This window comes from Mesorhizobium cantuariense, from assembly GCF_042647205.1.
In the GTDB taxonomy this organism is placed as follows: domain Bacteria; phylum Pseudomonadota; class Alphaproteobacteria; order Rhizobiales; family Rhizobiaceae; genus Mesorhizobium; species Mesorhizobium cantuariense.
On record NZ_JBHRVD010000001.1, the window covers coordinates 3,449,472 to 3,467,546 of the forward strand.

Sequence of the window (18,075 nt, forward strand, 5' to 3'; positions counted from 1 at the left end):
ACAATTCAAAGAAAAAGGCGGCGACCCAACGGTCGCCGCCTGTTTGAACCGGTAGAATCAGGCGCTTAGCCCTTGATCTCGAATCAGGGTGTTAGCCCTTGATTGCGGCCGTCACTTCGTCATAGGCCTTGCAGGCGTCGGCCAACGTCGTGGCGCCCTGGTACTTGGTTGTCACCGCCTGGACCTTGGCCGTCAGATCAGCTGCCTTGGACGGGTCCTTGGTGATCGCCTCCTGCAGCGCGGTAGCCATGTCCTGCGCTTTCTTGGTCGCGATCTCCGCCGTGCACTCAGGCGCCTTCGAGCAAGCCGAACCGGCAAGCACCGCCAGGCCGACGGCAACAAACAAAAACTTCTTCATGTCAGTCATCTCCTCAAAAAGGGTGCGACTTGATCGTCGATCACCCTCCAATGGCCGAAGCCGAGCGTCCTTAGCCATCGATTGTGGCAAGATGCAACGTGTTCCCGGTGTCAACTTGTGTATCGCGCCTGCAACATCGCCAGCGGCAGGATTCAGGCTATTGTGTCGGCGGCAGCAAAGTTCAGCTGCGTGGCTGCAGCAGCGCCAAGACGGCTGTCGATGCGGCAAGGATAGCAGTCAGAGTCAAAGGCGCTGTAGGGCCATAGGTGTCCACGACATAGCCACCGACAACCGCGCCGATGGTGATGGCAATTTGGAAAGAGACGACCATCAGGCTGCCCGCTGCTTCCAGCGCATCAGGTGCCGCACGCGACAGATTGGTCGGCAGCACCACCGGCCCCATGCCGAAGGCGAAGCCCCAAAGCGTGACGAACCCGAAGGCAACGCCAATGTGCACGCCCCAAAGCACCAATGCCAGCGCCGCAAACGCCATCAACGCGGCGGTGACCACGAGAGCCATGTGAATATTGGCATCGGCCATGCGGCCGCCGGCAATGTTGCCGATCACAGCGGCGATGCCAAATCCGAGGAGAGCCAGGGCAATTGGACCGGTCGCAAGGAGCGTCACGTGTTCGAGGAAGGGGCGCACATAGACAGAGCCGGCAAAATGCCCCGTCATCAGCAAGACAATAGCCAGCATACCGATTTGAATGCCGCGCCGCCGTGTCAGCCGAAATACGTCTGCAAGACTATTGCTTGCTGTTGCCGGCAAGGTCGGCAGGCTAAGCAACTGCGCCAGCATGGCCAACACAGCCAGGCCCGCTGTCATGGCCATGGCGCTGCGCCATCCCAGCCAGTCGCTGATCAACGCACCCATCGACGGCGCGGCAATGGTGGCGAGCGAGACGCCGAGGGTGACGATAGCCATGCCTCGGCCTGTCGCATTGGCGCCAACCAGCCTCGCTACGACGGCAACCGAAAGTGCCCAGAAAGCGCTGAGAGCGATCCCCAGCCCGGCCCGGCCTAACAATAACAGCCAGAAATTGGGCGCCAACGCCGCAAGAATATTGGACCCGACCGCCAAGGCCATGAGGCCAACAAGCACCGTCTTGCGGTTCAATCGGCCGATGAGAACATTGCTCAACATGGCCGTCACGGCGCCGACGGAAGCGGTGGCGGTGACGACCTGCCCGGCCGTCCCCTCGCTGATGCCGAGATCGCGCGCCATTGGCGTCAACAGACCTGCCGGCAGGAATTCGGCGGACACCAGGGCAAAGCTGGTGGCCGCCAACGAAAGGACCGCGAACCAGGTGGCTGCGCTCCATGCGGCTGGAGCAGCGGCATCAAGGCCGATCGCGGCGTCTTCAAGCTGTAATGTTGTGTCAGTCACGGAAGGATCTCCAAAGTTTGGAGACCTTCATAGACGAGTCCTTCCGGATGATATGTATCTCACAATCCGAAATTCATATCTATTCGTCCGGGAATTGTGCGACGCACAACGCCCGGCGAGACATTGGTGATGCGCTTGAACGCGCGGGCGAAGGATGCCTCGGAATCATAGCCCAAACGGGTAGCGACCTCGGCAACCGACATGCCGTTTTGGCCCAGCAACTCGCGGGCAAGCTGCATGCGCAGGCGGGCGAGATAGCGCGCAGCACCCTCCCCCAATACAGCGCTGAAACGCTCGGCGAAAATCGATCGCGATTGGCCTGCGACGCCGGCGAGGCTTTGCAGCGTCCAATTATGGCCCGGGTCTTTGTGCATGGCTGCCAGAGCGCGGCCGATATGCGGGTCGCGGATGGCTGCGAGCCAACCGGTGGTCGAGGCTCCATTGCAATTGACCCAGCAGCGGATGAGCCGGGCTGTCAGCAGGTCCGCCATACGCGACAAGATAGTGGCGCTCCCCATCTGAGGTTGTGCGGCCTCCGCCGTCATAGCCGCCAGCAAAGGGCCAACCACCGGGTCATTGCCAGCCACGTCACAACCCTTGATGACAGGCGGCATCAACGTGATCAATGGGTTAAGCGCACAGGAGTCCAAGGCCATCGAGCCGCAGAAAAGCGTGCTTGTCGCGCCCGTTCCCTGCCTTACCACTTCGCAGACGTTGCCCCCCAACTTGATCACCTGGCAATCCTTGAGCGAGTCGCCCACCACGTCCGGCGCGCTCGCCAGCCGATGGGCGATACCTTGCGGCAGCAGCACCAGATCGCCGTCGCGCAACTCTTGCCAGCCTTGCGCTTCGGTATGAATCCAGCATGGACCCTGGCCGACAAAATGAAACCGAAGCAGCGATTGTTGCGGAAATTCTATGCTCCAAGGATGTCGGAGCTCGCAGCGGCCGTAGTTGACGCCATTCAAGCGAAAGTCTTGCAGGACTTCGCTGAGCGCATCCATCGGGATATGTGGCGGCGAAGACGGCCGGGACGGATGGTCAAGCATTTGGCAGATATAGATGCCAAACGTCCGGCAGACAAGCGGGGACCGTTGTTCCAACAGGGGTCGCGTCAACGGCACCCTACCCTTCCTGGCAGGCTTCCCACCCTTGCCTCCCGCTCCCACTGCATGCAAGGAGTGCTGTACGACACAGGGACAAGAGGCATGGCGGCGGAAGCATCGGGCAGCGATCTCATTCAAGTGGTGGCGCTGCTTGCCGCCGGCGTGGTCGCCGTTCCGATCTTCAAGCGCATGGGCCTCGGCTCCATTCTCGGCTATCTGGCCGCCGGTGTGGTGATCGGTCCGTTTGGCCTCGGCGTCTTTTCCGAATCGGAAGCCATTCTTCATGTCGCCGAACTCGGCGTGGTGATGTTCCTGTTCATCATCGGGCTGGAAATGCAGCCGTCGCGGCTGTGGGGCCTGCGCCGCGAGATCTTCGGCCTCGGCGCGCTGCAGGTCGGCGTCTGCGCGGTCCTGCTCACCGGTGTCGGTGTGGCCGGAGGCTTCCCGATCTCGCAATCCTTCGTTGCCGGCGCCGGCTTCGTGCTGACCTCGACGGCGATCGTCATGCAGCTTCTCGAGGAGCGCGGCGAAATCGCCGCGCCGAAAGGCCAGCGCATCGTATCGGTCCTGCTGCTCGAGGACCTTGCCATCGTGCCGCTGCTGGCCCTGATCGCGTTCCTGGCGCCCGGTGGGGCAGACACCAGCCTGTCGGAGCGGCTGACCGAGGTCGGCATCGGCCTTGCCGCGATTGTCGGCCTGGTGGTGGCCGGCCGGTATCTGCTCAATCCGTTCTTCCGCATCCTGGCGGATGCCCGCGCCCGCGAGGTGATGACGGCGGCAGCGCTTCTGGTCGTTCTCGGATCCGCGCTCGCCATGCAGCTCAGCGGCCTGTCGATGGCGATGGGCGCCTTCCTGGCCGGCGTGCTGCTGTCGGAATCGACCTTCCGCCATCAGCTCGAAGCCGACATCGAACCTTTCCGCGGCATCCTGCTCGGCCTGTTCTTTCTCGCCGTCGGCATGTCGCTCGACCTGCATGTGGTCGCCGCGAACTGGCGGCTGATTGCCATCTATGTCGTCGCCTACATGGTGATGAAGGCGTTCGGCATCTACATCGTCGCCCGCATCCTGAAGTCAGGCCATCGCGAGGCGCTGGAGCGCGCGGTCTTCATGGCGCAAGGCGGAGAATTCGCCTTCGTCCTCTATTCCGCCGCCGCGGCGGTCGGCATCATCGACGGCAACGCCAACGCGACGCTGACGGCGATCGTCATCATCTCCATGGTGCTGACACCGCTGGCGATCATCGCGTTGCGGTATCTGACGCCGCGCGACGAACAGTCGCTCGATGGCGTCGATGTCGCCGATGGCCTGACCGGCAGCGTGCTGGTCATTGGCTTCGGCCGCTTCGGCCAGATCGCCAGCCAGCCTCTGCTGCTGCGCGGCATCGATGTCTCGATCATCGACAATGACGTCGAAATGATCCAGGCCGCCGCCGATTTCGGCTTCAAGGTCTATTATGGCGACGGCACACGGCTCGATATCCTGCATGCCGCAGGCGCCGGCCGGGCGCGGGCCGTGCTGATCTGCGTCGACAAGGCCGATGCTGCCGTCCGCATCGCGGAACTCGTCAAGGCTGAGTTTCCCTTGCTCACCGTGCTGGCACGCGCTTTCGATCGTGGTACCGCACTGCAACTCATTCGCGCCGGCGTTGATTACCAACTGCGTGAAACCTTCGAATCCGCACTAATTTTCGGCGGCTCGGCGCTGGAATCGCTGGGTGTCGATCCGGAAGACGTGGCTGAAACGATCGAAGACGTCAGACGCCGCGACAACGACCGCTTCGAAACCCAGCTCGCCGAAGGCATTCGCGCCGGACAGCGCTTCTTGCGGGGCAATATCGGCACGCCGATTCCAACACCGCTCTCCACGCCGCGTCGCGCGGGCCAGGCACTCAACGAAGAGACGGCCGGCGTGCTGCACAAATCCGAACCCGCCGACTGAGCAAGGAATTAGGCATGGAATTGGACAGCAGAGCCCTGTCGGTCACCAAATTCTGGCGCGATGCCGGCGAGGATGCCTGGTTCGAGAAGAACGAGGCATTCGATGCCGACTTCCGCGACCGCTTTCTCGACCTGCACTACGCCGCCGCGCGGCGTGAATGCGACGACTGGCTGAAGCATGCCGAAGGCGCGCTGGCGCTGATGATCCTGCTCGACCAGTTTCCGCGGAACTGCTTTCGCGGCACCGGCCATATGTACGCGACCGATCCGCTCGCAAGACATTTCGCCGAGAGGGCGATCGCGGCCGGCCATGATCTGGCGCTCGAGGAAGAACTCCGCGTCTTCCTCTATCTGCCGTACGAGCATTCGGAACTGCTCGCCGATCAGCACATATCGGTCGATCTGACCCAGGCCAGGGCCGAACCCTACCTGAAGTATGCTGTCGAACATCGCGATATTATTCAGAATTTCGGCCGTTTTCCGCACCGAAACAGGATGCTTGGTCGCGAAACCACGCCGCAGGAGCAGACGTTCCTGGATGGCGGCGGATTCTCGGGCTAAAGTTCGACTGCCGCCTCATCCAGATGTCAGGCCAGCCACCAATCCCGGCCGGATGACAAGCGCTCGATGCCAGACGTGTCGACGGCGACCAGCCGATCCATGATGCTGCGACCACCGACAACCAGACCGGGCGCGATCTCGGCCAGCGGCGCCAGCACGAAGGCGCGCTCCAGCATGCGCGGATGCGGCACCTCCAGCCCGGTCTCGTGGATGACGCGGTCGCCGAACACCAGAATGTCGATATCGATCAGCCGCGGCCCCCAGCGCTCCTCGCGCACCCGCTTCAGCTTGCGTTCGGCGTCGAGGCAAAGGTCGAGCAAGGCGCGCGGAGCAAGTCCGGTGGAAATTTCGGCAGCCGCATTGAGAAAGTCAGGCTGATCGAGCTTGCCCCAGGGCGGCGTGCGATAGAGCGAGGAGACGCCGGTGACACGCGTATCCGCGTCGGCATCCAGCATGCGCAGCGCCGCGCCCATTGATTTCGCCGGGTCGCCAAGATTGCCGCCAAGGCTGAGATAGACCGTGCTATTCGGGCCAGACAACGGTCACCTCGACGTAATCGAGCACGCCGGGCACCGGGGCGTTCGGCTTGCGCACCGTGATCTCGGCTTTCTTGATCTGCGGAAAACGCGCCGTCAGAGCACGGGCCACTTCGAGCGCCAGGGACTCGATCAGAAAACGGCGCTGCCCGGTGATAATCTTTTCGATCACCGTGAAGGCGATGCCGTAGTTGACGGTATCCTCGATGGAATCGTCAACAAGCGCCCGGCCGGGATCGACGGTGAGAGCGGCATCGACATAGAAGCGCTGGCCAAGCCTTTCCTCCTCGTCCAGCACGCCGTGCCGGGCAAAGAAAGCGCAGTTCTTCATGCGGATGACATACATCGCTCAGTTTCTCGCCCAGTCGGTTTGACGCGCCAGCATAGCATCTGCGAGCGCCAATGCGTCCACGTTGAATGCGACATCGTGGACGCGAAACAGATCGGCGCCCTTGAGCCTCAGGATGACGCTGGTCGCCGCCGTTCCGACACCTCTGTCGGCCGCATCGCGGCCGGTGACCGTGCCGATGAAGCGTTTTCGCGACGTTCCGGCCATCAGCGGCAAGCCGAGCGTATGCAACTCCGAAAAGCGAGCCATCAGGTCGAGATTTTCCTCCGCCGTCTCCTTGGCGAAGCCGAATCCGGGATCGAGCACGATTTGATCGTCGGCAACGCCGTTCTGGCGGGCGATTTCCAGCGATTTTCGCAGGAATTCCAGTTGATCGGCAATCACGTCCGGCAGCTTCTGGCGATCCCGCCCGGTATGCATGATGACAAGCCCGGCGCCGGTATCGGCGGCGACACGTGCAATGTCGGGCTCGCGCTGCAAGCCCCAGACATCGTTGACGATATGCGCGCCGGCGGCAACCGCAAGCCGCGCCGTGTCGGCGCGATAGGTGTCGACCGAAATCAGCACCTCCTTGGTGCCCGCCAGCGCTTCGATCACCGGCAGGATGCGGGCCTGTTCCTGGCTGGCCGATACCGCGGCGGCACCGGGGCGGGTCGATTCTCCGCCGACATCGACGACCAATGCCCCTTCCCCGATCATGCGTCGTGCCTGGACCAGCGCTTTTTCGGGAGCATCGAACAGACCGCCGTCGGAAAAACTGTCAGGCGTGACATTGAGGATGCCGACGACCACGGCCTTGCCGCCAAGGTCGAGATAGCGCCCATGCGCCAACCGCCATCGCCTGGCCGTCATTGCTCATCAACCATGGAGTTCATCAACCATGTGTGATCCCCGGTGGATCAATTCCGTTGCGTCGGCAACGGCCGTAAAGCAAGGTGGTCGAAGAGGCAACATGATGAAACGATCCATGCTTGGCGTGAAACAATCCTTGGCCGGCGCGCTGCTGCTCGCCATGACCCCGCTCCCGGCGGGTGCGGCCAATCTCGTCAAGACTTACAGCTATTTCGCCATTGGCGGCAGCACGCTCGAAGACATTGAGGCACAGCTTTCCAAACGCGGGCCGGAGGTGAAAAGCACGGGCACGCGTCACCCGGGCGCCACGCAGATGGCGTTCACCACCCGTATCAGTTATGCGCAGACATCGAACGCCTGCCGGATCGCCGACGCCGTGGTGACCGTCAAGGTGAAGGTGATCCTCCCCGAGTGGCGCCGCCCACGCAAGGCCGATGCCGATGTCAGGCTGTTCTGGGACACGCTGTCCGCCGACATCAAGCGCCATGAGGAGCGACACGTCGAGATCGCCAAGAACCATGGCGGCGAACTCGAAGAGGCGCTGAAGGCCACCTACCCACAAAAGAACTGCAACGCCGCCAAGGCCAAGGCCGCCGCAATCACCGCGGCCGTTCTTGCCAGGCACGACCGGGCCCAGATCCAGTTCGACCGTGTCGAAAGCGTCAATTTCGAAAGCCGCATCCTGAGGCTGCTGCGCTACCGGATGGAGCGCATCGGGAACGGCCGATTGCCGCCGACCTGAATCCTGCCGACGCGTTGAATGGCGGCGGCGCAGGCCAATTGCGCTGAAGCGTAGTGCCAGCTTCGAAAAATTTTCGAGCGCAGGTCGAAATCGGCCTATACGGGACGACATATGTCAGGTTCGCCAAGGCAACCTTCGAAAGATCAATGCGGCTTACGCGTTCAACGCACAGGAACGGCTGATGACGCCGGCCAGCCGTAAACATACGGATGAATAAAATGGACCAGACTGTCGATAGTCAGACGGTGGTGAAGACCGACGCGCCTCTCAGTGAAAGCGAAAAGAACGCCATCATTGGTGGCGTACTCCTGTCGATGCTACTGGCCGCGCTTGACCAGACCATTGTCGCACCGGCGATGCCGACCATGGCGCGCCTGCTCGGCCATGCCGAATATCTGCCCTGGATTGTGACCGGTTACCTGTTGACCGCCACCGCGATGGCGCCGCTCTATGGCAAGATATCGGACGTTTATGGTCGCCGGCCAACGATTTACGCGGCAATCCTCATCTTCCTTGCCGGATCCCTGGTCAGCGCCATGGCGCCTAACATGCTGGTTCTGATCGTCGGCCGCGCGATTCAGGGCGCCGGCGGCGGCGGCCTGTTTGCGCTGGCGCAGACCGTGATCGGTGACCTCGTGCCGCCGCGCGAGCGCGCGCGCTACTCGGCCTGGATCGCGGGAACCTGGGCGGTCGCCAGCATCGCAGGACCGCTTTTGGGCGGCACCTTCGCCGAGCATCTGCACTGGTCGCTGATCTTTTGGATCAACATCCCCCTTGGTCTCGTCGCCATGGCCATCATCAACAAGCCGCTGAGAAAGCTGCCGATCGCGGCAAAACACCATCGCATCGATGGCCTCGGCGCGTTGCTGCTCGTCGCGGCCACCGCCTTGCTGTTGCTGGCGTTGAACTGGGGTGGCAGCGAATATCCATGGCTGTCACGCGAAATCCTTGGACTGCTCGCCTGTTCGGCGGTCATCTGGAGCGCCTTTGCGTTGCGGCTGCTGCGCGCAGCCGAACCGCTGATCTCGCTCGAAGTGCTTGGCAACCCGATCGTCCTTGCCGGCACGTTGTCATTGTTCCTGCTGCAGGCCGCCAATATCGGGCTCGCGGTCTATCTGCCGGTCTACTTGCAGTCGATCCTCGGGCTTTCGGCCAGTGGATCGGGAACCGCCATGCTTGGGCTCATGCTCGGCACCGTTGCGGGCGCGACATTCAGCGGCCGCACGATTTCCCGGTTCGTTCACTACAAGCGGATCGCGATGGTCGGAGTGACCTTCGCCATCCTGTGCCTGGGCATACTCAGCCTGGTGGCGGGACATGCTTCGCTGCTGATCGTCGAGATTCTGACGACCTGCATCGGCCTGGGCAGCGGCACGACATTTCCGGTTGCCACCGTGTCGGTTCAGAATGCCGTCGATCAGACCCATCTCGGCGTCGCCACCGGCGTACTGACCTTCCTTCGTTCTTTGGGCAGCGCGCTTGGCGTCGCCATCCTTGGTGCGGTCGCGCTCGGCTACGGCCTGCCGCTTGCCGGAGAAGGGACCCAGGCGGCCAGCACCGCCGTCGAGGCCAAGGCATTCGTGATGATCTTCTTCGTCGCGGCTGCGATGCTGGTCATGGCGCTCGTCGCGCTCGTGCTGATGCCGGAAAAGCCACTGCGCGGCCGTCCCGAGGCTCCGGTGCTGGCTGACTGATGCATGTCGCCCAAAAGTGTGCAGCGGTTTTGGGGCAACGACATGCATGAAAACAAAGACTTGAAGCGCGTCGACTGAATCCGTTTCAACGCGGCGCGCTTCAGGTGGTTTCCACCACGCCGAGCTTCTTCTGCAGGCTGGTCGACGAGGTCGTGTACTGGAACACGATGCGCTCGCCGGGGCTGATGATGCGCTTGGCGGCCTGCGCCATCAGCGCCACCTCGTGGAATCCCGACAGGATCAGCTTCAGCTTGCCCGGATACCAGTTGATGTCGCCGACCGCGAAGATGCCCGGCACCGATGTCTGGAATTTTTCGGTATCGACCGGAATGAGGTTCTCGTGAAGGTTGAGGCCCCATTCCGCGATCGGTCCGAGCTTCATGGTCAGGCCGAAGAACGGCAGCATGCGCGTGCAAGGCACCTCGACGTCGCCATCCGGTCCCTTGATGATGGCCGATGACAGCTGGCCGTTAGCGCCTGTCAGTCCGGTCACCTGCCCGACCTGGAATTCGAGCTGCTTCATCTCCTGCATGGCATACATCTTGTTGACGCTGTCGGGCGCGGCGCGGAATTCGGGCCGCCGGTGCACCAGCGTCACGCTCTTTGCCACCGGCTGCAGGTTGAGCGTCCAGTCGAGCGCCGAGTCGCCACCGCCAACGATGACGAGGTCGTGGCCGCGAAAATCCTCCATCCGCCGCACCGAATAGAAGACACTCTTGCCTTCATAGGGCTCGATACCCGGGATCGGCGGACGCTTGGGCTGGAAGGAGCCGCCACCGGCGGCAATCACCACCACCTTGGCCTCGAACACCTCATTCTCGTCGGTGGTGACGCGAAAACTGCCATCCTCCAGCTTTTCCAGGCTGGAGACCATTCGGTTGTAGGTGAAATCAGGCTTGAACGGCGCGATCTGCTCGAGCAATTTGTCGACCAGCCCCTGCGCCGAGATCGAAGGCCAGCCGGGAATGTCGTAGATCGGCTTTTCCGGATAGAGTTCCGCGCATTGGCCGCCCGGCCGGTCGAGGATGTCGATCAGATGGCACTTCATGTCGAACAGACCGAGTTCGAACACGGCAAACAGGCCGACCGGCCCTGCCCCGACAATAAGCGCGTCTGTCTTGGTGATGTTGGTCATGCGATGCGCCTCGCTGTTTGTTGCCGAGGACACTGCATGAGCAAGCCGCTGCTGCCAAGCAGCAGCCGGCAAAAAACCGGTGTCTCAGCCCTGGCGGGCGGGCACCCGCACGACCAGACCGTCAAGCGCGTCGTGCACCTTGATCTGGCACGACAGCCGCGAGTTCGGCTGGACCTCGTAGGCGAAGTCCAGCATGTCCTCTTCCATCGCTTCCGGTTCGCCGACTTCAGCCGTCCATGCTTCGTCGACATAGACGTGACAGGTAGCACAGGCGCAGGCGCCGCCGCACTCCGCCTCGATCCCGGGCACAGCGTTGCGGATCGCGTTCTCCATGACCGTCGAGCCGTTCTCGGCGTCCATGTCGAAATGTGTGCCGTCATGGGCGATGAAAGTCAGCTTGGTCATTTGTCACCTGAGGGAGTCTCAGCCGAGATAATCACTCCGGCGAGCAAGTCAACTGCCGCGCGAAAGCGTCGCTCCGTGACGTTTTTCCGCAAACCGGGTTCAGCGCCGGATTCAGCGATTGATGGCGGCGATGAAATCGCGCACTTCGTCGATCAGCGTGCCGAGCCGCTTGAGCGTCTGGTTGTCTTCCGGCTGGCGCTCTATCTCGGTGACGCAATCGGCAATGGCAAAGGCACCCACGCCCCGTGCCGAACCCTTGAGCCCATGGGCGAGCAGAAGCCGGTCCTTGATGTCGGCGTCGACTATTCTATCGCGCACCGACAGCGCCTGTTGTACAAACAGCGCCAGCACCTCCTGCTCGAGGCTGCGGTCGCCCATCGTCTGGCGGGCAAGGTGTGCCAAATCGACCGGCCGTGACCGCCTTGGTCCGGATACGTCGCCCCCGGGCATTGAGAAGGCAATGCCGCTTTCGCCACGCATGAACTCGAACTCCGTTTCTTCGATCGCCCAAAAACCTAGGCGAATCCAATGGACAACGGGTTAATGAATGGCCGGGAAAAATGTTGCCAAAACGGCGCCCAAATCACGGTTGCGTTAACCTTATATTTAAAGTTTTACGTATCCCGCGGAATGCATGTTTTCTTTACCCCCCTGTGTCATTACGATACGAGGGGTCCATTTTCAGCCTCCTGCGCGTGGTACGACAAACAGAATTATAAGCCCGCGGCAGCAGTACAGGGTAGCGAAGGCATGGCAAAGAAACCAACGACGAGAACTCTCGACAGCGACGTGGCCAGGGAACTGGAAAAGGCGCTTGATATCGACCTCAGCAATGAGATCGGCAGCGGCGACCTCGACATCGCGGCTTCGATGGAGGATCTGGAAGCGCAGATATCCCAGGCCGCCGACGAGCTGGCACGCGAGGGACGCAATCAGAAACCAGAGTCCGTGGTCAATCAGAGCCAGGCCCAGGGCCAGGCCGCAAAACCCGCGCCAAAGGCCAAGCCTGCCGAGTTGCGCCCCGTGGAGACACGCAATGGTGCCCAGCCCGCGGGTTTCGCGCCGGCCAATGACGATCGCCAGAAAGACTACAAGACGCTTCTGCACAGCCTCAACAGGCGTGCTTCGAACACCATTTACTGGGTCGTTGCCTTCGTTTCGCTCGCCTGGTTCGCCGGTGCCGGCGGCTTGGCCAACCTCCTTTTCGGACCGAGCATCTGGAGGATCCGCACGCTCGACCAGTTCCTTGCCCGTCCAGAGCTGATCGGCCTGGCGGTCGCGGCGATCGTGCCCGTCATCCTGTTCTGGGCCTTCGCGGCAATGATTCGCCGCGCGCAGGAAATGCGCATTGCCGCCCAGTCCATGACCGAAGTGGCCTTCCGCCTGACCGAGCCGGAAAACCTTGCCCAGGATCGCGTCATGATGATCGGCCAGGCCGTTCGTCGCGAGGTTGCGGCCATGGGCGAAGGCATCGAACGCACGCTTGCCCGCGCCGTCGAACTGGAAACGCTGGTCCACAGCGAAGTCAACCAGATCGAACGCTCCTATTCCGAGAATGAATCCCGCATCCGTTCGCTGGTCGACGGGCTCGGCAGCGAGCGCGAAGCCGTCGTCACCCATGCCGAGCGCGTCCGCGCCTCGATCACCGGCGCGCACGAGACGCTGAAGGACGAGATCGGCGCCGCCTCCGACATCATCCGCGACTCGATCCTCAATGCGTCGACCAAACTGTCGATGACCATCACCAATTCCGGCGACACGCTGATCGACCGCATCAACGAAAGTTCGATGTCGATCTTCGATTCGGTGGAAGGCCGGCTCGATTCGATCACCGACCGTCTGTCGACCTCGGGCGAGGCCTTCGCCAGCCTTCTCGACACCCGCATTGCCAAGCTGACGGACACCACGGACGGCCTGACACGGTCGTTGACCGATCTGCTCGACGATCGCACCACCGGCATGGTGTCCCTGCTTGGCGGCGCCGCGCGCACCCTCAATTCCGAATTCGAGGCCAGCCTCAACGGCATCGAGCGGACGCTCGCCGAACGCGGCCAGGCGCTTATTAGCGAATTCCAGACTCGCGCCGAAGCGCTGGACACCGGAACGCAGAAGCTCAATGCGGCACTCGAGGCCCGCGCCCGCCAAATCAACGAAACGTTGGTCGAGCGCGCTCGCGAAATCGCCCATACCTTTGCCGAGAGCAAGGATACGCTGTCGGCGATGATCGATCAGGGCAAGACCCAGATCGGCGCCGACATGGCCGACATCGTCACCTCGACCTCCTCGATGCTCGAAGCCCGCGCCAGCGACTTCGCCGGGCGCATGGAAGCCGCCCGTCACGTCGTGTCGCGTTCGTTCGACAGCGACATCCAGCGGCTCGCCGACGCCCGCGTCGGCATCGAGGAAGCCGTCGAGAACCACAGCAGAAAACTGTCCGAAAGCCGCGAGCGCATGGCCGAGGCGATGCAGGTCGACCTGGCAAAGTTCGCCGAGGGCCGCGCCGGCATCGATGCGGCGGTGACCAACCAGGTGCAGAAGCTGGCCGAAGGCCGCAGCCTGATCTCGCGCGCTCTCGAAGAGGATCTGCGCAAGGTCAATGAATCGCGGGCTGCCATCGATGCATCGCTCGGCAGCCATCTCGAAAGGCTGGAAGAAGGCCGCAACAGGCTCTCCACCGCCTTGAATGAAGACTCGGGGAAACTGGTGCAAGCTCGTACGATCATTGATGAAATGGTCGCCGGGCATGTCGGTAAGCTCGCCGAGGGTCGCAACATTCTGTCGCGCGCTTTGGAAGCCGATCTCGGCAAACTGTCCGACAGCCGCGCCGGCATTGACGGTCTGGTCGCCGGTCAGGTCGAGAAGATCGCCGAAGGCCGCGCCGTGCTCGCCAAGGCGTTGGAAAACGACATCATCGGCATCAAGAGCCTCATCGAAACCCATTCCGCCAAACTGGCGGAGGACCGCACGCAGCTTTCCCATTCGCTCGACAACGATCTGTCCGGCATACGCGGCCTGATCGAAAGCCATTCGGGACGGCTGGCCGAGGACCGCAGCCTGCTGTCGCAGACCCTTGAGGCCGACCTTGCCAAGCTGGCCGATAGCCGCTCAAGCATCGACGGGCTGGTCGCCGGCCAGGTCGAGAAGCTGGCCGAGGGCCGCGACATTCTCAAGCGCGCGCTGGAATCCGACCTGAACACGATCAAGGGCGTTATCTCAAGCCAGTCGGAAAAGCTGGCCGAGGATCGTGGGCAGCTTTCGCGGTTGCTGGAAACCGACCTGGAGAATGTGAACAGCGTCATCGCCGACCACATGAACAAGCTGGTTCAGGATCGCTCGGCTCTGTCCAAAGCACTTGAGGATGACCTCGCCAAGCTTGCCGACAGCCGCTCCAGCATCGACGGGCTGGTTGCGGGTCAGGTCGAGAAGCTGTCTGAGGGCCGAGATATCCTGCGGCGCGCTCTGGAATCCGATCTCAATGCGATCAAGGGGACCATCGCCGATCAGTCGCAGAAACTGGTCGATGACCGGGCACAGTTCGCCCGGGCGCTCGAGGCTGATCTCGAAAGCGTCAACGGCCTCGTCAACAGCCATTCCGAACGGCTCGCCCAGGATCGTTCGACGCTGTCGAGGTCACTTGAGGCCGACCTCGAAAACGTCGGCGGCCTCGTCAACAGCCACGCGGAAAGGCTTGTCCAGGAACGCTCGACCCTGTCGAAGGCGCTTGAGGACGACCTCGCCAAGCTGGCCGAAAGCCGCTCCAGCATCGACGGTTTGGTCGCTGGTCAGGTGGAGAAACTGGCCGAGGGCCGCGACATTCTCAAACGCGCCCTGGAAGCTGACCTGCAGAAGCTGACCGAAAGCCGTAGCGGTATCGACGACGTCATTGCCGGACATGTCGGCAAGCTGTCCGAAGGTCGCAATATGCTGACCCGCGCGCTGGAAGACGATCTCGGCAAGCTCGCCGAGACCCGCAAGGACGTCGACCGCTCGCTGTCGGGCCATATCGATCAGATCGCCGCCAGGAGCACCGGCATTTCCGACGCGATCGCTGCCGATGTCGAGAAGATCGAGCAGGCGTTCAGTCGTCAGACCGGCATCATCGAGGAGCGCGCCGGCACCATGGAGCGTGCGCTCTCGACAGGCGTCGACAATGTCCGCAGCGTGCTCGAGAAGAGCGCTGTGTTTGTCGCCGGCGCCCTGCGCGAAAAGGTGCTGGAAGTCACCAGCACGCTGCATGAGCAGGCGGGTGCCGCGTTCAGTGACGCCGACCGCAAGATCGCCGAGCGTGCCGAGCGGACCTCTGCCGCCCTGCTGACGCGGGCCGAAGACATCGCCCGTACTTTCGAGGAGGCCGATCGTCGCCTGCATGCCCGTGCGGAAGATACGTCGAACGCCTTGCTTGCCCGCGCGGACGATACGTCCAGCTCGCTGTTGGCCCGCGCCCATGAAACCGCCGATCAGCTCACCGCTCGTGCAAGCCAGATCGCCGGCACTTTCGACGTGGCCGACCAGAAGCTCGCCGCCCGCGCCCAGGAAACGGCCGATCAGCTGACCGCCCGTGCAAGCGAGATCGCCGGTACGTTCGATGCCGCCGACCAGAAACTGGTCGCCCGCGCCATCGAAACGGCCCAGTCGCTGGCCGCTCGCGCCGGCGACATCCTGCGCAACTTCGAAGGCGCCGACCAGCGGCTCGGCATACGCATCGGCGAATCGGCCGAAGCGCTTGCCGCACGTGCATCGGACCTCGGCCACATCTTCGATGCCGCCGACAAGCAACTGGTCTCGCGCATCGCCGAAGGTTCGGAAGCCCTGTCGAGCCGCGCCTCGGAAATCGGCCGCATCTTCGATGATGCCGATCAGCGTCTGGTGTCGCGCATCGCCAACAGCACCACCACGATCGGCGAGCATGCCGAGACCATCGTCGGCGCCTTTGCCGATACCGAGCAACGGGTCGCCGAACGCGCAAGGCGGACCGGCCAGGAAATGGCCGTGCATGCCCGCGAAATCGAGCAGGCGCTTGCCAGCGCCGACGAGCGGCTCGCATCGAGCGCCGCAGCCGCGGCCGCCCGTGTCGAAGAGCAGGTCTCAGGCGTCGAGAACCGCCTCGCCTTCACGGCCGAGACGATGGGCCAGAAGCTCAACGAGCAGGTGTCGAATGCCGAGGCGCAACTCGTCTCGCGCGCCAATGTGATCGCGGAGACCTTCACCGCGGTTGGCCAGCATATCGGCCAGAGCACCAACGATGCCGCCAAGACGATCGGCGCCAACACCCGCGAACTCAACACCATGCTCGCGGCACGTTCGGCCGAGATGTCGAAGATCCTCGACGAAACCGCACGGCCTTTGGTCGAGCGCTTCGCCCAGGGCGGCTCGGAACTGCAAAAGAGCATGGAAGAGGTCACCGAACGCGCCACCGAGAAGCTGCGCAGCGAGAATGCCGCACTTGTCGACGCGCTCGCCAGCCGCACCGCCGAGACCTTGTCGGCGGTCGAGGGCGCGCGCTCGTCGCTGTCCGACAGCGTTGCCGACCTCATCGGCCGCATGACCAAGTCCAGCTCGCAGCTCGGTCAGCTGATCGAGCAGGCCGCGGTCAATCTCGGCCAGGTCGATGAACGCCTCAGCGGCAGCACGCAAAGCTTCGCCGCCACCACCGAGAAAGCCGCGCAGACATTCGCCAGCTCGGCGCGACTGGTCGATTCGAACACGACAAGGCTGACGGAACTGTCGTCGTCGACCTTGCGCGAGGTCGCGTCGATCGCCACCAAGTTCGACGAGCACAGCCGCCTGCTGTCCAGCGCTTCGGATTTGTTGAGCTCGGCCCAGAGCAACCTCGAGCACACGCTCGAACGGCAGTCGTCGCTCGAGGATCTCGCCGTTGGCCTGGTCAAGAAGTCGGAAGATCTCGAAAGGGTCATGCGCTCGTTCGAAAATCTCGTTGGCCAGACGCTGCAGAACGCCGAAGGCAAGACGATGGAGTCGGCCGACAAGATCCGCATCGCCATCACCGACGTCGTCGATTCGGCAACCAAGCGCTTCGCCGATGCGACCGAGGAGATGCGGCGCACCGCGGGCTCGATCAAGAGCGAACTCGACCTCACCCGCGCCGAGCTCAAGAAGGGTGTCATCGAGATGCCGGAAGAGGCAAAGGAATCGACCTCGGCCATCCGCCGCGCCGTTTCCGAGCAGATCAACGCCCTGAAAGAGCTTTCCGACATCGTTGCGAAGTCCGGTCGCAACGGGGATGGCAATCTGCGCCCGGCGCCGCAAGCGCCGGCCGCACGCGCCGCCGAGCCGGCGCGGCGTGCGTCGCCGGCACCGCAGCCGGACCTGCGCACGCCTCAGGCGCCGTTGGGCGGCCCTGCGCTGCGTGGCACGCTCGACCTTGAGCGTCCGGCCGAGGCGGCACCGCGCCAGCGTTCAGACGCCAGCGCCCGCACGCCTCAGGGCGGCTGGGTGCGTGATCTCTTGACCGCGGCGTCGAACGATGAGGACCTGAGGTCCGTAGCACCCTCGGCGCCCGCGGAAGCACCGCGCGCGACCCCTGCCCAGCGCTCGCCACTGCATGTCGTGGAATCGCTGAACTCGCTCTCCGTCGATATCGCGCGGGCCATCGACCACGATGCTTCGATCGAGTTGTGGAACCGCTACCGGCGCGGCGAGCGTGACGTGTTCACGCGGCGGCTCTACACGCTGAAGGGCCAGCAGACGTTCGACGAGATCCGTCGCAAATATCAGGCGGAGGCCGAGTTCCGCGCCGCCGTCGACCGTTACTGCGACGATTTCGAGAAGCTGCTCAAGGACGTTTCGCGCAACGACCGCGACAACATCATGGCGCAGACTTACCTGACGTCGGACACCGGCAAGGTCTACACCATGCTGGCCCACGCCAGCAGCCGCCTGCACTAACACAGGAATGGAACAGGCGGGGCGATGGTCCCGCCTGTGACTGCCTAAACCTCCGGCACGCGCTGGCCTCAATAAGTTTTGCGGGCCGATGGATGCGTTCGGGG

14 protein-coding genes are annotated in these 18,075 nt (G+C 63.0%); 5 read left to right on the forward strand and 9 right to left on the reverse strand.

Annotation, left to right across the window (positions count from 1 at the left end; genetic code table 11):
• Positions 1-91: 91 nt before the first annotated feature.
• The 3 genes from ACFOJ9_RS16680 to ACFOJ9_RS16690 form a co-directional block, all read right to left on the reverse strand.
• On the reverse strand, positions 92-358 hold the full coding sequence (locus ACFOJ9_RS16680; protein ID WP_292179208.1) for a hypothetical protein: 267 nt from the start codon (positions 356-358) through the stop codon (positions 92-94).
• A gap of 181 nt (positions 359-539) precedes the next feature.
• Complete coding sequence (locus tag ACFOJ9_RS16685) at positions 540-1,748, reverse strand: MFS transporter (RefSeq protein WP_378979970.1); 1,209 nt, start codon at positions 1,746-1,748, stop codon at positions 540-542.
• A gap of 59 nt (positions 1,749-1,807) precedes the next feature.
• On the reverse strand, positions 1,808-2,797 hold the full coding sequence (locus tag ACFOJ9_RS16690; protein WP_378979972.1) for an AraC family transcriptional regulator: 990 nt from the start codon (positions 2,795-2,797) through the stop codon (positions 1,808-1,810).
• Positions 2,798-2,956: 159 nt separating this feature from the next.
• Here ACFOJ9_RS16690 and ACFOJ9_RS16695 point away from each other — a divergent pair, with 159 nt between their 5' ends.
• Complete coding sequence (locus ACFOJ9_RS16695; protein ID WP_378979974.1) at positions 2,957-4,792, forward strand: monovalent cation:proton antiporter-2 (CPA2) family protein; 1,836 nt, start codon at positions 2,957-2,959, stop codon at positions 4,790-4,792.
• A 14-nt stretch (positions 4,793-4,806) separates the two neighbouring features.
• Entirely contained in the window at positions 4,807-5,352 is a 546-nt protein-coding gene (locus ACFOJ9_RS16700) for a DUF924 family protein (RefSeq protein WP_378979976.1), read from the forward strand.
• Between the two features lie 26 nt (positions 5,353-5,378).
• Here the strand turns inward: ACFOJ9_RS16700 and folK are convergent, their stop codons facing one another.
• Genes folK through folP form a run of 3 tightly spaced genes read right to left on the reverse strand, consistent with a single transcriptional unit; the run spans position 5,379 to position 7,089 of the window.
• Positions 5,379-5,891, reverse strand: coding sequence for a 2-amino-4-hydroxy-6-hydroxymethyldihydropteridine diphosphokinase (gene folK / locus ACFOJ9_RS16705; protein ID WP_378979978.1), 513 nt, complete (start codon positions 5,889-5,891; stop codon positions 5,379-5,381).
• Positions 5,875-6,234, reverse strand: a complete 360-nt coding sequence (folB, locus tag ACFOJ9_RS16710) for a dihydroneopterin aldolase (protein WP_258593802.1) — start codon at positions 6,232-6,234, stop codon at positions 5,875-5,877. Before folB ends, folK begins: the two co-directional genes overlap by 17 nt.
• A 3-nt stretch (positions 6,235-6,237) precedes the next feature.
• The gene (folP, locus tag ACFOJ9_RS16715) at positions 6,238-7,089 is read right to left on the reverse strand and encodes a dihydropteroate synthase (protein WP_378979981.1); all 852 of its coding nucleotides are present in this window, start codon (positions 7,087-7,089) and stop codon (positions 6,238-6,240) included.
• A gap of 100 nt (positions 7,090-7,189) precedes the next feature.
• On the opposite strand from folP, the gene ACFOJ9_RS16720 reads away from it, so the two are divergent.
• Together ACFOJ9_RS16720 and ACFOJ9_RS16725 are read left to right on the forward strand one after the other, a co-directional pair.
• Positions 7,190-7,831, forward strand: coding sequence for a DUF922 domain-containing Zn-dependent protease (locus ACFOJ9_RS16720; RefSeq protein WP_378979983.1), 642 nt, complete (start codon positions 7,190-7,192; stop codon positions 7,829-7,831).
• A gap of 218 nt (positions 7,832-8,049) precedes the next feature.
• Positions 8,050-9,525: an MDR family MFS transporter gene (locus ACFOJ9_RS16725; protein WP_378979985.1), complete on the forward strand. Its 1,476-nt coding sequence runs from the start codon at positions 8,050-8,052 to the stop codon at positions 9,523-9,525.
• A 100-nt stretch (positions 9,526-9,625) separates the two neighbouring features.
• Here ACFOJ9_RS16725 and ACFOJ9_RS16730 read toward each other — a convergent pair whose 3' ends face one another.
• The 3 genes from ACFOJ9_RS16730 to ACFOJ9_RS16740 form a co-directional block, all read right to left on the reverse strand.
• Positions 9,626-10,660 carry an NAD(P)/FAD-dependent oxidoreductase gene (locus ACFOJ9_RS16730; RefSeq protein ID WP_378979987.1) on the reverse strand — a complete coding sequence of 345 codons (1,035 nt, stop codon included), beginning with the start codon at positions 10,658-10,660 and terminating at the stop codon, positions 9,626-9,628.
• Between the two features lie 84 nt (positions 10,661-10,744).
• Positions 10,745-11,065, reverse strand: coding sequence for a 2Fe-2S iron-sulfur cluster-binding protein (locus ACFOJ9_RS16735; RefSeq protein WP_378979989.1), 321 nt, complete (start codon positions 11,063-11,065; stop codon positions 10,745-10,747).
• 111 nt (positions 11,066-11,176) lie between these two features.
• Positions 11,177-11,545, reverse strand: a complete 369-nt coding sequence (locus ACFOJ9_RS16740; protein ID WP_136618936.1) for an Hpt domain-containing protein — start codon at positions 11,543-11,545, stop codon at positions 11,177-11,179.
• 270 nt (positions 11,546-11,815) lie between these two features.
• Between ACFOJ9_RS16740 and ACFOJ9_RS16745 the strand changes: the two genes are divergently transcribed.
• Entirely contained in the window at positions 11,816-17,971 is a 6,156-nt protein-coding gene (locus ACFOJ9_RS16745; protein WP_378979991.1) for a kinesin, read from the forward strand.
• Positions 17,972-18,075 lie beyond the last annotated feature (104 nt).